This window comes from Microbacterium sp. SZ1, assembly GCF_002362255.1.
Lineage (GTDB): Bacteria > Actinomycetota > Actinomycetes > Actinomycetales > Microbacteriaceae > Microbacterium.
The window spans coordinates 73,915-89,458 of record NZ_LPVV01000034.1; the positions used below are offsets into that span (position 1 = coordinate 73,915).

The window sequence follows — 15,544 nt, forward strand, 5'->3', positions numbered from 1 at the left end:
GGGGCCGGACTTCGGGTCGTCCGACGCTGAGCATCAGTATGTACCCGAGATATTCGTCAGCGGAAGAGCGAATCTCGTTCGAAATACGCATTTAACATGGCGCAAGAAGGAGGGATTCGAAGCCTGCGCTCACCAGCCTTCCGAGAGCACCCGATCGAGCGATGCGAGCACATGATCGGCGCTCTCCGCCGTCAGGCAGAGCGGCGGCTTCACCTTCAGGACGTTCGATCGCTCCGAGGTCGTGAGGACCACGACGCCGAGCTCGCGCATCCGTTCGCAGATGGCCGCGGCCTCGGCATCCGCCGGCTCCATCGTCTCCCTGTCGCGCACGAGCTCCACGCCGAGGTAGAGGCCCGCCCCGTGCACGGGCCCGACGAGCGGATGCCGTCGCGCGAGCTCGCGGAACCCTGTCGCCAGCCGATCGCCGATCACGCGTGCGTTGTCTTGGAGGCCGTCCGCCTCCATCGCGTCGAGCACCGCGATGCCGACCCGGCAGCTGAGCGTGCTGCCCCCTGCAGAGGAGAAGAACTGCCCCTGGCTGCTCAACGCGTCGGCGATCCGCTTCGACGTGATGACGCCGCCGATCGGGAACCCGTTGCCCATGGGCTTCGCGATCGTGACGATATCGGGCACGACTCCGGACTGCTCGAATCCCCAGAAGGTCGAGCCCATGCGTCCGAACCCGACCTGCACCTCGTCGGCGATGCAGAGACCGCCTCGGGCGCGCACGCGCTCGTATGCGCCGGCCAGGTATCCCTCGGGAAGCAGCACCCCGCCCGCGTTGCCGAGCACGGACTCGCAGAGGAAGGCTGCGGCATCCCGCCCCTCGGCGGCGAGTCGGTCGAGGTCGGCGTCGAGATCCGCCAGGTAGCGGGCGGCGGTGTCGCCGCCGCGGTAGGTGCCTCGGTAGCGATTCGGCACGTCGGCGACGTGCACCCAGTCGGGGCGCGTCTCGAGGGCGAACGGGTTGTCGTAGGCGCTGGTGGTGACCGCGTCGCTCGCCATGGTCCAGCCGTGGTACGCCTCGCGGAGCGCGACGACCGTTCGGCGCGCGGTGGCCGCCTGCGCGAGGCGGATGGCCAGATCGACCGCCTCCGATCCGCTGTTGACGAGCAGCACCGTGTCGAGCGCGCTCCCCCGCGGCATGAGCGCGATGAGCCGCTCGCTGTACTCGGCGAGGTCGCGGAACAGGAACCGCGAGTTGGTCGCGAGCGTGCGCAGCTGGCGGCTGGCCGCCTCCGCCACGAGCGGATGGGCGTGACCGAGCCCGGCGACGTTGTTCACCATGTCGACGTACGTGCGACCCGTCGTGTCGATGAGGTGATGACGCCATCCGCGCTCGATCTGCGGCGGATGCTCGTAGTACCGCTCCTGCGCCGAGGCGAAGATGCGCTCCCGACGGCGCAATTCGTCCTGTGCCTCGTCGTGCTCCGCGAGCGACGGGATGCCGAGGAGCACGGCCGGATCCGCCGCGAGCCGCCGCCATGCGGGCACGCGGTCTGGCGTGACGAGGGCAGCCCCGTCAACGGGGGCATCGAGCCGCGGCGCGTCCGTCCGTCGGACTCCGATCACGAGCACGACGGGGCCGTCGGTCGAGGCGACGGTCGCGATCTCCTCCCCCGCGCCCACCTCCCGGCCGGCGCACCGGCGCAGTCCCGTGCTTCGCACTTCCAGCACCCATCCGTCGTCCGCGACGAGGCGGAGTCCTGCACCGATCTCCTGGACCTCACCGCCCCACGGCGCGACCACGCGCGACTCCCGCCCCGGTGCGAGATGCAGCTCCGTCTCTACCGGCCACGTCGCTGCCGGCTTCGCGGAGTCGATGGCGGCACGGGTGAGACGGAACGCGCCGTACGGGAGAACCGCGACTCCCGCGCCCCGAGCGTGTGCGTCGGCGACGAGACAGGCCTCGACATCGACATCCATCCAGCGCCCGGCGTCGAGCTCGGCCGATTCGACGCCCGCGTCGACGACGACCAGTGCGCCGGCGAGGTCGGGGAGCATGCCGTGGGTCGGCTGCGGCGGGCCGACTCGCGGCGCGATGCCCACCCGCTCGAGGACGTGCTCGACCGCTTCGGCGAGCGGCACTGCCGTCGCGGCGTCGAAGATCGCCTGCTCTCCCGCCACGCGGTCGCGGGCGTAGTCGTTGGCGCCGTCGATCGCGAGCTGCCGCCACCCGCTGGCGACGAGAAGCGCCGCTCGCAGCACGATGAGCGGCCACACCGCTTCCGCCTCTGCTCCTCGCAGCGGGACCCGGTCGTGGAAGGCGGCGATCGTGTCGAGCACCCGCAGGGGGCGCTCCGGCTCGTGATGCAGCATCGACGAGGCGCACACCGCGAGCTCCGCGACCCGCCATCCGAGTCCGAGGTCGCCGAGGTCGAGCACGACGTGCGGGTGGAGTCGCGCGTCTGCGCCGCGGATGCCTGTCACGTTGTCGTCGGTGAGGTCGCCGTGGATCGGCTGCACCGGCAGGTCGGAGGCCACGACGGCGAGTGCGGCCTGCGCCTCGTCCGCCGCCGACAGCACGCGCCGCCGCAGCCCGTCGTCGTCGATCGCGCCGGCGAGGGCGCGGACCTGGTCGTACGCGACGCGCATGTCCCACATCTGCTCGCGGTCGAGTCCCGGATGCCGTAGGTCGGCGAGCGCCGAGACGGATGCCGCGGCGAGCGCGCCGAACTCGGCGAGCACGACCGGAGCGAGGTAGCCCGCGTCGACGAGCGGCTCGCCCTCCGCGTACTCGCTGCGCCGCACGGCGAACCCCCGCCAGCGCTGGGTGAGCCGGCCGTCGATTCCAGCGAGCACGGCGGGCACGCGCACGCCCGCCGCGCGGTACGCCTCGAGCGCGGCATGTTGGGCATCGCGCGCCTCGTCTCCGAACACCGGGTTGTCGACCCGCAGCACGCTGCGCCCGCCGTCGGCCTCGTGCAGCACGAAGTTCCGGTCCTGGTTGCTGCCGAGCTCGGTCGCCGTCGCCTCGACGCCGTAGCACTCGCGAGCGATCGCCTCAGCATCCTCCGTCGTGACGTCCGGGCGGACAAGGCCGGCGCCGACGCTCACCCCTCACCCGCCGCAGCGCCGTCGACACGCACGTCCTGGGCGTGCCGAGCCAGCGAGGCGCCATAGCGCTCTGTGAGCTGGACCATGAGGTCGGGGGTGTCACGGTCGACGCCGAATACGTGACCGGGGAAGTCGAGTTCCGGCTGCGCGGCGGCGATCTCGTCATCGCGGTCCGGCGAGAGGAGCTGCACGGGGTCGCCGACCGCGACCCAGCCGATCGGCACCACCGTGCCCGAGGGAAGGACGGCCCGCCGGTGCACGATCGCGTTCACGCGCACCTCGCAGCGGTCGCCGACGATCGCGCCGTTGAAGATCCGCGCACCGGAGGCGAAGAAGACCTCTTCGCCCACCGTGGCGCCCGCGATGCTGGCGAGCGTGCCGACGAGGGTGTGCGGGCCGATGTGCACGGCGTTGGCGGCGGTGGCGCGGATGAGCGCGTTCTCCATCACGATCACGTGCTCGCCGAGCACGATCGGTCCGCCCTCGGCGGTGATGACGGCTCCGTGGAGGATCTGACAGCCCGGTCCGATCTCGACGTCACCGGAGACGACGGCGGTGGGAGCGATGACGGCCGTGTCGTGGATCCGGGGCCGAGCCCCGAGGTGCTCGTACAGCATGTCGCCAGCGTAGTGCCGCGGGCGTCGCCGTCGAGAGGGCTATTTCTTCGTCGCGGCACTGCGCCGCAGGATCCCGATGACGACCGTGGCGAGGAACAGGACGATGGCGAGGACAGCCAGCCACAGCAGCCCCTTGATGACGAAGCCGAAGACCGCGAGACCGGCCCACAGGACGAGGAGGATGATCAGCAGTGCCCACATGCGTCCAGCATCCTGCGCTCGCGCGCCGTCGGTCACCCCGTTGACGTGCGACTCGCCCGCCGCTAGAGCCGCTGGTACGCTGGCGCACATGGCTGGCCTCTGACTCGATCCCCTTCCCCGCCGTTCGGCTGCGTTCCCGCGCGCCTCGGCACTCCCGATCGAAAGGCCTCCTCATGCACGTATCCCCTCTTCCCCTGCGCGGCAGGACCGCCCTCGTGACCGGCGTCTCGCGCGTGCGCGGCATCGGATTCGCGACCGCCACCCGACTCGCCGCTCTCGGCGCGAACGTCGTGATCCATCACTACCGTCCGCACGACCTCGACCAGCCCTAGGGCGGAGACGATCTCGACGCCGTGCGGGACGGGGTCGCCGACGCGCTCGCGCCGGATGCCGCGATGAGCGATCACCACGCCGATCTGCGGGATCCGTCGACCATCGATCCCCTGCTCGATGCGGCGTCCGCCCTGACCGGCCGTCTCGACATACTCGTCTGCAACCAGGCCCTCACCGGCGGGGACGGCTCGATCTTCGACATGACGCCGGAGCGCCTCGACGCGCACTGGCAGACGAACGCCCGGGCATCGTTGCTGCTGACCGCGGGCCTCGCCCGTCGGCGGCGGTCCGAGCTGGGCGGCGCGGAGGCCGACGTCGCGCGACCGGGAGATCGCGTCGCCGATCTCGGCCCGTTCGAGGCGCCGACCGGCCACGTGATCTGGATGACCTCGGGCCAGGGCCACGGGGCGATGGTGGGCGAGATCGGCTACGCGACGAGCAAGGCTGCGCTCGCCGGCATCACCCGCTCCGTAGCACGGGAGCTGCTCGACGTCGGGATCGTACTGAACACCGTGAATCCCGGACCGGTGAACACCGGGTACCTCGATCCGGACACGACCGACCGCGATCTCTCGGGCGTCGCCGAGTGGATCAGCGCACAGCCGTTCGGCCGGGTGGGGCGGCCGTCCGACCCTGCGAGCCTGATCGGGTGGCTGTGCACGCCCGACGGGTCGTGGGTCGTCGGTCAGGTGCTCACCTCGGACGGAGGCTTCTCGCTTTGACCCGGTGGTCGCGCCGCCCGCCTCACGTGTACGGGAAAACGCAGAGGCATCGGCGTCCGCGCAGCGCGTCGGTCGACGACACACCGCACATCGCGTCGGGCGTCTCCGTTTTCCGGCGACGCCCGGCACGCTCACTCGGCCTTGACGGGCTCCGGGAAGATCGCGGTGAACAGCTGTCCTACCCACTCGAGCAGCTCGGCGTCGGGCAGGGGCTCGAGGCCCACGCCGACGGCCGCAGGCACGGTCGGCATGGGCACGACGAGCGCCTCTCCGCCGGCGACGAGCTTGGCCTTGGGGTACAGCCGCTGCAGGCGCACCTTGATCGAGTCCTCGAGGCGCGCGGGCGCGATGCGCAGGTTCGACCCCATGACCACGACATCGGCGAGACCGGCACGGGCGGCCCGACGCCGGAGGCGGGCGACGGCGATCAGACCCTCGACCTCTTCCGGCGGGGTGCCGTAGCGATCGGTGAGCTCCTCGATCACGAGGTCGATCGCGTCGTCCTTGGCGGTCGCGGCCGAGGCGGCGGAGAGCTTCTGATACGCCTCCAGGCGCAGGCGCTCGCTGTCGATGTAGTACTCCGGGATGCGGGCGTCGAGCGGCAGCTCGAGTCGCAGCTCCTGGCCGCTCTCGACCTCGTCGCCGCGGAACGTCGCGACGGCCTCGCCGATCATGCGGAGATAGAGATCGAAGCCCACGCCGGCGATGTGCCCCGCCTGCTCGGCGCCCAGCATGTTGCCCGCTCCGCGCAGCTCGAGGTCTTTCAGGGCGACCTGCATGCCGGAGCCGAGGTCGTTGTTCACGGCGATGGTCTGCAGCCGGTCGGCCGCCGTCTCCGAGAGCGGCTTCATGTCGTCGTAGAGGAAGTACGCGTAGGCGCGCTCGCGTCCGCGGCCGACCCGTCCTCGGAGCTGGTGCAGCTGGCTCAGGCCGTACTTGTCGGCGCGGTCGATGATGATCGTGTTCGCGTTCGAGATGTCGAGACCGGTCTCGATGATCGTCGTCGACACGAGCACGTCGAACTTGCGCTCCCAGAAGTCGTCGACGACCTGTTCGAGCTGGTGCTCGCCCATCTGCCCGTGGGCGACGGCGATGCGAGCCTCCGGCACGAGCTCGGCGAGCTGTGCGGCGACCCGCTGGATCGACTGCACGCGGTTGTGCACGAAGAACACCTGCCCCTCGCGAAGGATCTCGCGACGGATGGCGGCGGCGATCTGCTTGTCGCTGCGTGGTCCGACGAACGAGAGGATCGGATGCCGGTCCTCCGGCGGCGTCGCGAGAGTCGACATCTCGCGGATGCCGGTCACGGCCATCTCGAGCGTGCGCGGGATCGGGGTGGCGCTCATCGCGAGGATGTCGACGTTGGTCTTCATCTTCTTGAGCGCGTCCTTGTGCTCGACGCCGAACCGCTGCTCCTCGTCGATGATCATCAGGCCGAGGTCTTTGAAGATGACCTGGTCGGTGAGGATGCGGTGCGTGCCGATGACCATGTCGACCGTGCCGTCGAGCAGGCCTTCGAGCGTCAGCCGCGCCTCCTTGTCGGTCTGGAAACGCGACAGCGGCCGCACCTTGACCGGGAAGCCGGCGAACCGCTCGGTGAAGGTCTCCAGGTGCTGCTTCACGAGCAGGGTGGTCGGCACGAGCATCGCGACCTGCTTGCCGTCCTGGATCGCCTTGAACGCCGCGCGCACGGCGACCTCGGTCTTGCCGAAGCCGACATCGCCCGAGAGCAGGCGGTCCATGGGGATGGGCCGCTCCATGTCGGCCTTGATCTCGTCGATCGTCTGCAACTGGTCGTTCGTCTCGGCGAACGGGAAGGCCTCTTCGAGCTCCCGCTGCCACGGGGTGTCGGGGCCGAACGCGTGGCCCTTCGCGCTCATGCGCGCCGAGTAGAGCTTGACGAGCTCGACGGCGATGTCGCGCACGGCCTTGCGCGCCTTGCCCTTCGCCTGCGCCCAGTCGCTGCCGCCCATCTTCGACAGGGTCGGCGCCTCGCCGCCCACGTACTTCGACAGCAGGTCGAGCTGATCGGTCGGCACGAACAGCTTGTCGCCCGGGTAGCCGCGCTTCGACGGCGCGTACTCGAGCACGAGGTAGTCGCGCGTCGACTTCGTCGCGTTGCGTCCACCCGTCGACACCTCGCGCTTGGTCATCTCGACGAAGCGGCCGATGCCGTGCGTGTTGTGCACGACGAAGTCGCCCTGCTTGAGCTGCAGCGGATCGACGACGTTCTTGCGCCGCGAGGCGAGCTTCTTCACGACGCGCTGGTCGCCGCCGATCGTTCGGCCGTAGAACTCGTTGTCGGTGAGCACGGCGAGCTTGGCGTCGCTGATCTGGAACCCCGCCTCGACCGCTCCCGTCACGAGCGTCGCGATGCCGGCGTCGGGCAGACCCGTCAGCTCCTCGACGACGCGAGCCGCGATGCCTCGGTCGGACAGCACGTCGCGCGCCCGGTCGACGAGACCGGGACCGGTCGCGATCACGACGACGCGCCAGCCGTCCGACACCTTCGCCTCGACGAACGAGATCGCGCCGTCGACGTTGCCGTGGAATGAGGGGATGACGGCCGCGTCGATCGTCTCGGCATCCTCTCCCCCCATCGCGAAGGGGCTGAGGCGCCACCACACGCCGCCGCGATCGCGCACGATCTCTCGAAGTCTGGCGATGGTGAGGAAGTCGCCCGCACCGAGGTCGATGGGCGCGGAGGCGCCGGAGGTCGCGGCGCTCCACGCCGCGTCGAGGAACTCGCGGTTCGTCTCGCCGAGCGTGATCGCTCGGGCGCTGGAGCGTTCGGGGTCGACCACCGCGGTGGCACTGCCCTCGGGGAGGTATTCGACGAGCGACTTCAGCGGGCCCGCCACGGCCGGCAGCAGCGACTCCATGCCCTCGACGGGGATGCCCTCCGCCATCTTCTCGAGCATCCCGGCGATCGCGGGGAACCCGCCGATCAGTGCTCGCGCGCGGTCGCGCACGTCCTGCGTGAGCAGCAGCTCGCGGCTCGGCGGCAGATCGACCAGCGCGACATCGCCGGGGAGCGAGCGCTGGTCGGCGACCGAGAACGCGCGGATCTGGTCGATCTCGTCGCCGAAGAACTCGATGCGGAAGGGGTGCTCCGACGTCGGCGGGAAGACGTCGAGGATGCCGCCGCGCACCGCGAACTCGCCGCGGCGCGACACCATGTCGACCCGGGAGTAGGCGCGCTCGACCAGCTGCTCCGCGACGTGGTCGAGCTCGTGTCCGCGCGCGCCGACGGAGAGCTCGAGCGGCACGATCTCGCCGAGGTTGCCGGCGATGGGCTGCAGAGCGGCGCGGACCGACGCCACGACGACGAGCGGCCGCTCCCCCGACCACTCGGCAATCCGCCGAAGGGTCCGCAAGCGCAGGCCGACCGTGTCGGGACTGGGACTGAGGCGCTCATGCGGCAGGGTCTCCCACGCCGGAAAGGTGACGACCTCGGCCTCGGGCAGGTACGCGGCGAGCGCCTGCGAGAGCGACTCGGCCCGGCGCCCCGTCGGGACGACGGTGAGCAACGACGCGGGCTGCCCACCCGCACGGCGCTTCTCGAGAAGGCCGGCGAGCGCGGGCGCGTCGAGCCCGTCGACCAGTCCGAGGTCGGCGTCGGTCTGCGCCCAGCGGAGGGCGTCGCGGTACAGAGACGCCTCTTCCAAGGCGCGCAGAATCCCCGGAACAGTCACCAGACAAGCCTAGCCGCGGCCCCGGACATGGCGGCGCGAACCCGGCGCATGCGGAGGGGCTCGCGTTCGCCGCTCGCGCCCCCGAGCCGCCCCTTTGCGAACGACCCACCCCCTTCGTGACCGTCCATAGCGGGGCCGCTCGCGAACAAGGGGGTGGCTCGGCGATCAGTAGGCTTTCGAGATGGAACCGGTCACCCTCACCACCGAGCGCCTCGTGCTCCGCGCGCCGGACACCTCCGACGTCGACGCAATCACCGAGGCGTGCCAGGATCCGGAGATCCAGAGGTGGACCACGGTCCCCAGCCCCTACGCGCGTTCGGATGCCGAGGAGTTCGTGCGCCTGGTGGGCGGCTGGTGGGCCGAGGGCAGCGAGACCGTGTGGGCGCTACGAGTCGACGGCGCGCTGGTCGGCATGATCGGCCTGCACGATATCGCGGCGCACCGTGCGGGTGGGCGCGCCGAGCTCGGCTTCTGGGTGACTGCGGCGGCCCGCGGTCGCGGGTATGTCGTCGAGGCGGCGAGGGCCGTGATCGACTGGGGCTTCACGGAGCTCGGCCTCGCACGGATCGAATGGCGCGCGGTCGCGGGCAACGTCGCCTCAGCCAAGGCCGCCCGTAGTCTCGGCTTCCGGTACGAGGGGCTGCTCCGGCAGGCTTTCGCGAGCGGCGACCGCCGAGAGGACAGCTGGGTCGCGGGTCTGCTCTCCACCGACGACCGCACCCGCGTGGGCTGGCCCGTGCTGGATTGACCCGCCCGGTCCTGGCCCCGTGTCGGACCCGGGTGGCAGGATGGGCGCATGCCGGAGATGCCGGAAGTACAGGGCCTGACGACCTTCCTCGCCGACCGCGTGGTGGGACGAACGATCACGCGAACGAGCATCGGGGCGATCGCCGCGCTCAAAACCTACGATCCGCCGAACTCCGCGCTGCACGGCGCCGAGATCACGGCAGTCACACGACGGGGCAAGTTCGTGGTGCTGTCGGCGGGCGACGACCTGCATCTGGTGTTCCACCTCGCGAAGGCCGGCTGGCTCCGGTGGTACGAGATGCTGCCGACGACGCTCATCAAGCCGGGCAAGTCTCCGATCGCCCTGCGTGTGGCGTTCGACGACGACAGCGGGTTCGATCTCACCGAGGCCGGGACGAAGAAGTCGCTGGCCGTCTACGTCGTGCGCGACCCGGAACAGGTTCCGGGCATCGAGCGGCTGGGGCCCGACCCGCTCGACCCCGAGTTCACCCGCCAGGCGTTCGGAGATGTGCTCACCGGGCGGCGGATGCAGATCAAGGGTCTCCTCCGCGACCAGGCGGTGATCGCGGGGATCGGCAACGCGTACTCCGACGAGATCCTGCACGCGGCGAAGATGTCGCCGTATGCGATCGCCGACAAGCTCACCGCAGACGAGGTCGACCGGCTCTACGCGGCGATGCACAGCACGCTGACGGATGCCGTGGCGCAGGCGTCGGGCAAGCCTCCGGCCGATCTCAAAGATGCGAAGCGGAGGGGGATGCAGGTGCACGCCCGTCGTGGCGAGGCCTGCCCCGTCTGCGGGGACACCGTGCGGAGCGTGTTCTTCGCCGACCGCTCGCTGGAGTACTGCCCGACGTGCCAGACCGGCGGCAAGATCCTCGCCGATCGCCGCCTCTCGCGCCTGCTGAAGTGACGTTCTCCCTCACCCCGTATTACGGGGAATGAAACGTGCTCCCGCGCGACTTGTACACTCAGAACATCAACGTGCTCCGGGGTCGGTGAGAATCCGAACCGGCGGTGACAGTCCGCGAGCGTCTCGATTCGTCGAGGTGCCGATCCGGTGGAAATCCGGAACCGACGGTGATGCGAGGCCCGGCCTCGCTAGTCCGGAAGGGAGGCAGCACGGTGGCCGCCGCATGCGCGTTCCGCCATCTCCTCCCTGCGACCCCTGAGTCCAGAGAGGAACACGGATGGCAGTGAACGAGGCGGAGCGCCGGGCGATGACCCGGGCGCTCGAGCTCGCGACCCTGGGCCCGCGCGGGGTGAACCCGCAGGTGGGTGCCGTGATCCTCTCCTCCGACGGCGACGTGCTCGCCGAGGGCTGGCATCGCGGAGCCGGCACGCCCCACGCCGAGGTCGACGCACTGTCGAAGCTCGCGCCGGGCGCCGCTGCCGGTGCGACCGCGGTCGTCACGCTCGAGCCCTGCAATCACACGGGACGCACGGGACCCTGCGCCGTCGCGCTGATCGAGGCCGGCGTCGACCGGGTCGTGTACGCGCTCGACGACCCCGGTGCCGTCTCGGGCGGTGGCGCCGAGCGCCTGCGCGCGGCGGGCGTGAGCGTCGACTCCGGCGAGCAGGCCGGCGCCGCGCACCGGATCATCGACGGCTGGCTCACCGCCCAGCGCCTCGGACGCCCGCATGTCACGGTGAAGTGGGCGCAGAGCCTCGACGGCCGCGCCGCGGCATCCGACGGGTCCAGCCAGTGGATCACCGGGCCGGAGGCGCGGGCCGACGTCCACCGCCGCCGCGCGGAGGCCGACGCGATCGCCGTCGGCACGGGCACCGTCCTCGCCGACGACCCGTCGCTGACGGCTCGTGACGGCGACGAGCTGTACCCGACCCAGCCGATCCCGGTCGTGATCGGGTCGCGTCCTGTTCCGGCCGACGCCGCGATCCGCCGGCATCCGCACGCACCACTCGCCTACGACACGCATGATCTGCACGCCGTGCTCGCCGACCTGCACGCCCGCGGCATCCAGAGCGTGTTCGTCGAGGGAGGCCCCACCCTGGCGAGTGCGTTCATCGCGGCGGGGCTCGCCGACCGGGTGCTCGCCTACCTCGCGCCGGTGCTGCTCGGCGGCGACCGACTCGCGCTCACCGACATCGGCGTCGACTCGATCGACGGGGCACGTCGCCTGACGGTCGACGAGTGGATGCCGCTCGGCGCCGACCTGCTCGCGATCGCGCACCCCGCATCGCCGGCTGCGAAGACCTCACGAGAAGGAGCACGCTGATGTTCACGGGAATCATCGAGGAGATCGGCGAGATCACCGCGATCACGCCGTCCGGCGACGGATGGCGGCTGACCGTCCGTGCCCCGAAGGCGGCGGCGGATGCCGTGCACGGCGAATCCATCGCGGTGTCCGGTGTGTGCCTGACCGTCGTGGGGTCGACTCCGGTGTCCTTCGACGCCGACGTCATGAAGCAGACCCTCGACGTCGCGGCCCTGGGCACGGCATCCGTCGGCACGCGAGTGAACATCGAGAAGGCGATGCCGGTCGGCGCCCGCCTCGGCGGCCACATCGTGCAGGGGCATGTCGACGGAGTCGGCGCGGTCATCGACGTGCGTCCCGGCGAGCAGTGGAGCGTGCTGCGCATCTCGCTGCCGGACGACCTCGCCCCGCTCGTCGTCGACAAGGGCTCGATCTCGGTCGACGGCACCTCGCTCACGGTGAGCGCCGTGAGCCCGGCCGACGCCGACGACGCCTGGTTCGAGGTGTCGCTCATCCCGGAGACCCTCGCCGCCACCACCCTCGGATCCCGCGCGGTCGGCGACCGTGTGAACCTCGAGACCGACATCCTCGCCCGGCACGTCGAGCGGCTGCTCGCCTTCCGGGCCGCAGCGGAAGGAGGCTCGCGATGAGCCTGTCCACCATCCCCGAGGCGCTCGAGGCGCTGCGCGCCGGACGCCCCGTGCTCGTGGCCGACGACGAGAACCGCGAGAACGAGGGCGACGTCGTGCTGTCGGCGCAGCTCGCGACGCCCGAGTGGGTCGCGTGGACCGTGCGCTGGTCGTCGGGGTTCATCTGCGCCCCGATGCCCGCGGACCTCGCCGACTCGCTGAACCTGCCGCCGATGGTCGCCGCGAGCGAGGATGCCCGGTCGACCGCCTACACGGTGAGCGTGGATGCCGCCGAAGGCGTGACGACGGGCATCAGCGCGCACGACAGGGCGCACACCCTGAACGTCCTGGCGAACCCCGAATCGACGGCGACGAGCATCATCCGCCCCGGGCACGTGCTCCCCCTGCGCGCGGTCGACGGCGGCGTGCGCGAGCGCGACGGACACACGGAGGCCGCGGTCGAGCTCATGAAGCTCGCCGGCCTGCACCCGGTGGGAGCCATCGCGGAAGTGGTCGCGGAGGACGGCAGCATGATGCGCCTACCCGGACTGCTCGAGCTGGGAGACCGCGACCGGGTGCCCGTCATCACGATCGGGCAGCTCATCGCGCATCTCAACGAGATCGACCCCGCAGGGGCCACCCCGGGCGCCGGAAGCCGTCGCGTCAGTCTGCGCGCCGACGCCACGGTACCGACCGAGCACGGGTCGTTCCGCTTCCTGGCCTACAAGGACCGCGTGACCGGCACCGATCACATCGCCGTCGTCTCGGGCGAGCTCAGCGAGACCGCGCTGGTGCGGGTGCACTCCGAATGCCTGACCGGCGAGGCGTTCGGCTCGCTGAAGTGCGAGTGCGGCCCGCAGCTCGATGCGGCGCTCGACGCCATCGAGCAGGACGGCGGAGTCGTGATCTACATGCGCGGACACGAGGGCCGAGGGATCGGCCTGATCAACAAGCTCCGCGCCTACAGCCTGCAGGAGGAGGGACTCGACACGGTTGACGCCAACCTCGCGCTCGGCCTCCCGGCAGACGCCCGCGACTATGCGGCGGCGGCCGGCATCCTCTCCGACCTCGGGGTGTCGAAGGTGCGACTGCTGACGAACAACACCGACAAGGTGAACCAGCTGCGCACGCTCGGCCTGGACGTCGTGGAGCAGGTGCCGCTGATCGTGGGCGTCGGACCGAACAACCACCAGTACCTCGAGACCAAGCGTGACCGCATGGGTCACATCATCGGAGAGGCGGAGCTGGCACAGGCTCTCGCCGACGGAAAGAAGGACGACGCATGAGCGGCGCAGGAGCAGCACCCCGCACGGAGAAGATCGACGGAGCCGGCCTCGACGTCGTCGTCATCGCCGGCACGTGGCACGAGGTCATCACGAACGGGCTCATCGCCGGCGCACAGCGCGTGCTCGACGAGTCCGGTGCCTCCTACCGCGTGGTGCGGGTCCCCGGCTCGTTCGAGCTCGCGGTCGCAGCGCAGGCCGCGTTCGCGGGCGGAGCGGATGCGGTGGTCGCGCTGGGCGTGATCATCCGCGGCGGCACCCCGCACTTCGAGTACGTGTCGGCCGCGACGACCGACGGACTCACCCGGGTCTCGCTCGACGCCGGCAAGCCGGTCGGCTTCGGCGTGCTGACGCTCGACGACGAGAAGCAGGGCCTCGACCGTGCGGGACTCGAGGGCTCGCACGAGGACAAGGGCGCAGAAGCAGCGGATGCCGCGCTGCGCACTGCACTGGTGACGAGGGAGCTTCGCGGCTGAACCGGCCAGGCTGCGGCCGGCGCTGGTGACCGGCGAGCTTCGCGGCTGAGGTGAGGTCGTCCTTGCTGGCGGAGGATCAGCGCGCGTCAGTAGCGTGAGGCCATGGAGACCCTGCGCCACATCGTTCTCTTCGTCCACCTGATCGGCTTCGCCGTCCTGTTCGGAGCGTGGGCGGTGCAGGCGTTCGGCGGCAAGCGCGAGTTCACCCGCCTCATGAGCATCGGCATGACCATCGCCGCGGTCGCGGGTCTGGCACTCGCCGCTCCCTGGGGTCTTCCCGAGGGCGCGGAGCTGAACTACGCCAAGATCGGCACGAAGCTCGTCGTGCTGCTCGCGATCGGCGCCCTGCTCGGTATCGGCACCGCGCGGCAGCGGAAGTCCGGTTCGGTGCCGGCCGCGATGTTCTGGCTCGTCGGCATCCTGACCGCGGCGAACGTCGCGATCGCGACGATCTGGCGCTGAGTCTCCGGACACGACTCACCGCGTTTCGTCTCGCTCCGCTCGCTCGACGGTCCGCGCTGCGCTCAGCGTCGCGGCGGGGCCGTACTTCCTCGCACGATGAGTTCGGTGCCCACGAGCGGCGTCTGAACGGGCTCCCGGCCGTCGAGCTCCGACAGCAGGGCATCGACGGCGAGCGCTCCCACGCGCTCCGGGTGCTGCTGCACGGTCGTCAGCGGCGGCCACAGCTGCGCGGCATCGGGGAGGCCGTCGAAGCCGACGACGCTGATGTCGCCCGGGATGTCGAGGCCGACTTCGCGGAAGGCGCGCAGAACACCGATCGCCATCTGGTCATTCGCGACGAACACGGCGGTGACGCCGTCGGACTCACGCAGTCGAAGACCGGCCCGGTAGCCCGACTCCGCGGTCCAATCCCCCTGCAGCGGCTCCGGAGCGACCAGGCCGCGGTCAGTCAGGGTGCGCCGCCAGGATTCGCGACGACGCTCGGCCGAGTACGACTCGGCGGGGCCGGCGACATGCCACACCGTCTCGTGGCCGAGGTCGAGCAGGTGCTCTGTCGCGAGCCGCGCCCCCTGCGCCTGGTCGGTGTCGACGTACGGGTGGGCCGACCCGCGGTTGGAGTCGACGAGCACGACGGGCAGCCCGTCGGGGATCTCGACATCGGCCTCGTCGAGCTGATGCGCCTCGATCACGATGATGATCCCGTCGAGCGCGTGCTCCTCGAGACGCCGGAAGGCTCCGGCGACGGTCTCCCGCGCGCTGGACTCGACGGGGATCAGCGTCAGCGCGTACCCCCTCTGCGACGCACGCACGGCGATCGCGTCGAGCGTGCGCTGATTGCCGTAGGAGCTGAATGAGAACATGACGACGCCGATCGCACGGAAGCGTCCGGATCGCAGCGCCCGAGCCGCGCTGTTGGGACGGTAACCGAGCCGCTGCATGGCGGCCTCGACACGCTCGCGAGTCGCGGCTCCCACGTAACCGCGCGCATTGACGACGCGGGACACCGTCTGCCCCGAGACGCCGGCCTCACGGGCCACGTCCTCCATCGACGGATCGCGGCGACGTTGCGGCGCCTCTCCGAGCTGTTGCGATGTCACGTCACCCAT

14 protein-coding genes and 1 riboswitch are annotated in these 15,544 nt (G+C 70.8%); of the genes, 9 read left to right on the forward strand and 5 right to left on the reverse strand.

Annotation, left to right across the window (positions count from 1 at the left end):
* Positions 1-129: 129 nt before the first annotated feature.
* The 3 genes from AUC47_RS11170 to AUC47_RS16780 are packed head-to-tail and all read right to left on the reverse strand — an operon-like array spanning position 130 to position 3,875.
* Positions 130-3,057, reverse strand: coding sequence for an aminotransferase (locus tag AUC47_RS11170; RefSeq protein WP_096715264.1), 2,928 nt, complete (start codon positions 3,055-3,057; stop codon positions 130-132).
* Complete coding sequence (locus AUC47_RS11175) at positions 3,054-3,674, reverse strand: gamma carbonic anhydrase family protein (protein WP_096715265.1); 621 nt, start codon at positions 3,672-3,674, stop codon at positions 3,054-3,056. Before AUC47_RS11175 ends, AUC47_RS11170 begins: the two co-directional genes overlap by 4 nt.
* A 39-nt stretch (positions 3,675-3,713) precedes the next feature.
* Positions 3,714-3,875, reverse strand: coding sequence for a hypothetical protein (locus tag AUC47_RS16780; RefSeq protein WP_179297595.1), 162 nt, complete (start codon positions 3,873-3,875; stop codon positions 3,714-3,716).
* 173 nt (positions 3,876-4,048) lie between these two features.
* On the opposite strand from AUC47_RS16780, the gene AUC47_RS16945 reads away from it, so the two are divergent.
* Both AUC47_RS16945 and AUC47_RS11180 read left to right on the forward strand, forming a co-directional pair.
* Positions 4,049-4,207: a hypothetical protein gene (locus tag AUC47_RS16945; RefSeq protein ID WP_256999543.1), complete on the forward strand. Its 159-nt coding sequence runs from the start codon at positions 4,049-4,051 to the stop codon at positions 4,205-4,207.
* A 21-nt stretch (positions 4,208-4,228) separates the two neighbouring features.
* Positions 4,229-4,930, forward strand: a complete 702-nt coding sequence (locus AUC47_RS11180) for an SDR family oxidoreductase (protein ID WP_256999544.1) — start codon at positions 4,229-4,231, stop codon at positions 4,928-4,930.
* Between the two features lie 131 nt (positions 4,931-5,061).
* Here AUC47_RS11180 and mfd read toward each other — a convergent pair whose 3' ends face one another.
* Positions 5,062-8,625, reverse strand: a complete 3,564-nt coding sequence (mfd, locus tag AUC47_RS11185; protein WP_096715266.1) for a transcription-repair coupling factor — start codon at positions 8,623-8,625, stop codon at positions 5,062-5,064.
* 181 nt (positions 8,626-8,806) lie between these two features.
* Here mfd and AUC47_RS11190 point away from each other — a divergent pair, with 181 nt between their 5' ends.
* The 7 genes from AUC47_RS11190 to AUC47_RS11220 all read left to right on the forward strand — a co-directional run bounded on the left by AUC47_RS11190 (position 8,807) and on the right by AUC47_RS11220 (position 14,438).
* Positions 8,807-9,373 carry a GNAT family N-acetyltransferase gene (locus AUC47_RS11190; protein ID WP_096715267.1) on the forward strand — a complete coding sequence of 189 codons (567 nt, stop codon included), beginning with the start codon at positions 8,807-8,809 and terminating at the stop codon, positions 9,371-9,373.
* Positions 9,374-9,421: 48 nt separating this feature from the next.
* On the forward strand, positions 9,422-10,285 hold the full coding sequence (locus tag AUC47_RS11195) for an Fpg/Nei family DNA glycosylase (protein WP_096715268.1): 864 nt from the start codon (positions 9,422-9,424) through the stop codon (positions 10,283-10,285).
* Positions 10,286-10,353: 68 nt separating this feature from the next.
* Positions 10,354-10,499: riboswitch (FMN riboswitch) on the forward strand.
* 63 nt (positions 10,500-10,562) lie between these two features.
* Entirely contained in the window at positions 10,563-11,609 is a 1,047-nt protein-coding gene (gene ribD / locus AUC47_RS11200; protein ID WP_096715269.1) for a bifunctional diaminohydroxyphosphoribosylaminopyrimidine deaminase/5-amino-6-(5-phosphoribosylamino)uracil reductase RibD, read from the forward strand.
* A complete protein-coding gene (locus tag AUC47_RS11205; protein WP_096715270.1) occupies positions 11,609-12,238 on the forward strand; it encodes a riboflavin synthase in 630 nt (209 codons plus the stop codon). Before ribD ends, AUC47_RS11205 begins: the two co-directional genes overlap by 1 nt.
* Positions 12,235-13,503 carry a GTP cyclohydrolase II gene (ribA, locus tag AUC47_RS11210; protein WP_096715271.1) on the forward strand — a complete coding sequence of 423 codons (1,269 nt, stop codon included), beginning with the start codon at positions 12,235-12,237 and terminating at the stop codon, positions 13,501-13,503. Before AUC47_RS11205 ends, ribA begins: the two co-directional genes overlap by 4 nt.
* A complete protein-coding gene (gene ribH / locus AUC47_RS11215; protein ID WP_096715272.1) occupies positions 13,500-13,976 on the forward strand; it encodes a 6,7-dimethyl-8-ribityllumazine synthase in 477 nt (158 codons plus the stop codon). The genes ribA and ribH overlap by 4 nt, the downstream gene beginning before the upstream one ends.
* A 102-nt stretch (positions 13,977-14,078) precedes the next feature.
* Positions 14,079-14,438 carry a Fe-S protein gene (locus AUC47_RS11220; protein WP_096715273.1) on the forward strand — a complete coding sequence of 120 codons (360 nt, stop codon included), beginning with the start codon at positions 14,079-14,081 and terminating at the stop codon, positions 14,436-14,438.
* A 62-nt stretch (positions 14,439-14,500) separates the two neighbouring features.
* Here AUC47_RS11220 and AUC47_RS11225 read toward each other — a convergent pair whose 3' ends face one another.
* Positions 14,501-15,484, reverse strand: coding sequence for a LacI family DNA-binding transcriptional regulator (locus tag AUC47_RS11225; RefSeq protein ID WP_096715274.1), 984 nt, complete (start codon positions 15,482-15,484; stop codon positions 14,501-14,503).
* Positions 15,485-15,544 lie beyond the last annotated feature (60 nt).

Coding starts and splice junctions, on each gene's coding strand:
- AUC47_RS11175 (WP_096715265.1), bottom strand. CDS start 3,674: ATGCTGTACGAGCACCTCGGGGCTCGGCCCCGGATCCACGACACGGCC.
- AUC47_RS16780 (WP_179297595.1), bottom strand. CDS start 3,875: ATGTGGGCACTGCTGATCATCCTCCTCGTCCTGTGGGCCGGTCTCGCG.
- AUC47_RS16945 (WP_256999543.1), top strand. CDS start 4,049: ATGCACGTATCCCCTCTTCCCCTGCGCGGCAGGACCGCCCTCGTGACC.
- AUC47_RS11190 (WP_096715267.1), top strand. CDS start 8,807: ATGGAACCGGTCACCCTCACCACCGAGCGCCTCGTGCTCCGCGCGCCG.
- AUC47_RS11195 (WP_096715268.1), top strand. CDS start 9,422: ATGCCGGAGATGCCGGAAGTACAGGGCCTGACGACCTTCCTCGCCGAC.
- ribD (WP_096715269.1), top strand. CDS start 10,563: ATGGCAGTGAACGAGGCGGAGCGCCGGGCGATGACCCGGGCGCTCGAG.
- AUC47_RS11205 (WP_096715270.1), top strand. CDS start 11,609: ATGTTCACGGGAATCATCGAGGAGATCGGCGAGATCACCGCGATCACG.
- ribA (WP_096715271.1), top strand. CDS start 12,235: ATGAGCCTGTCCACCATCCCCGAGGCGCTCGAGGCGCTGCGCGCCGGA.
- ribH (WP_096715272.1), top strand. CDS start 13,500: ATGAGCGGCGCAGGAGCAGCACCCCGCACGGAGAAGATCGACGGAGCC.
- AUC47_RS11220 (WP_096715273.1), top strand. CDS start 14,079: ATGGAGACCCTGCGCCACATCGTTCTCTTCGTCCACCTGATCGGCTTC.
- AUC47_RS11225 (WP_096715274.1), bottom strand. CDS start 15,484: ATGGAGGACGTGGCCCGTGAGGCCGGCGTCTCGGGGCAGACGGTGTCC.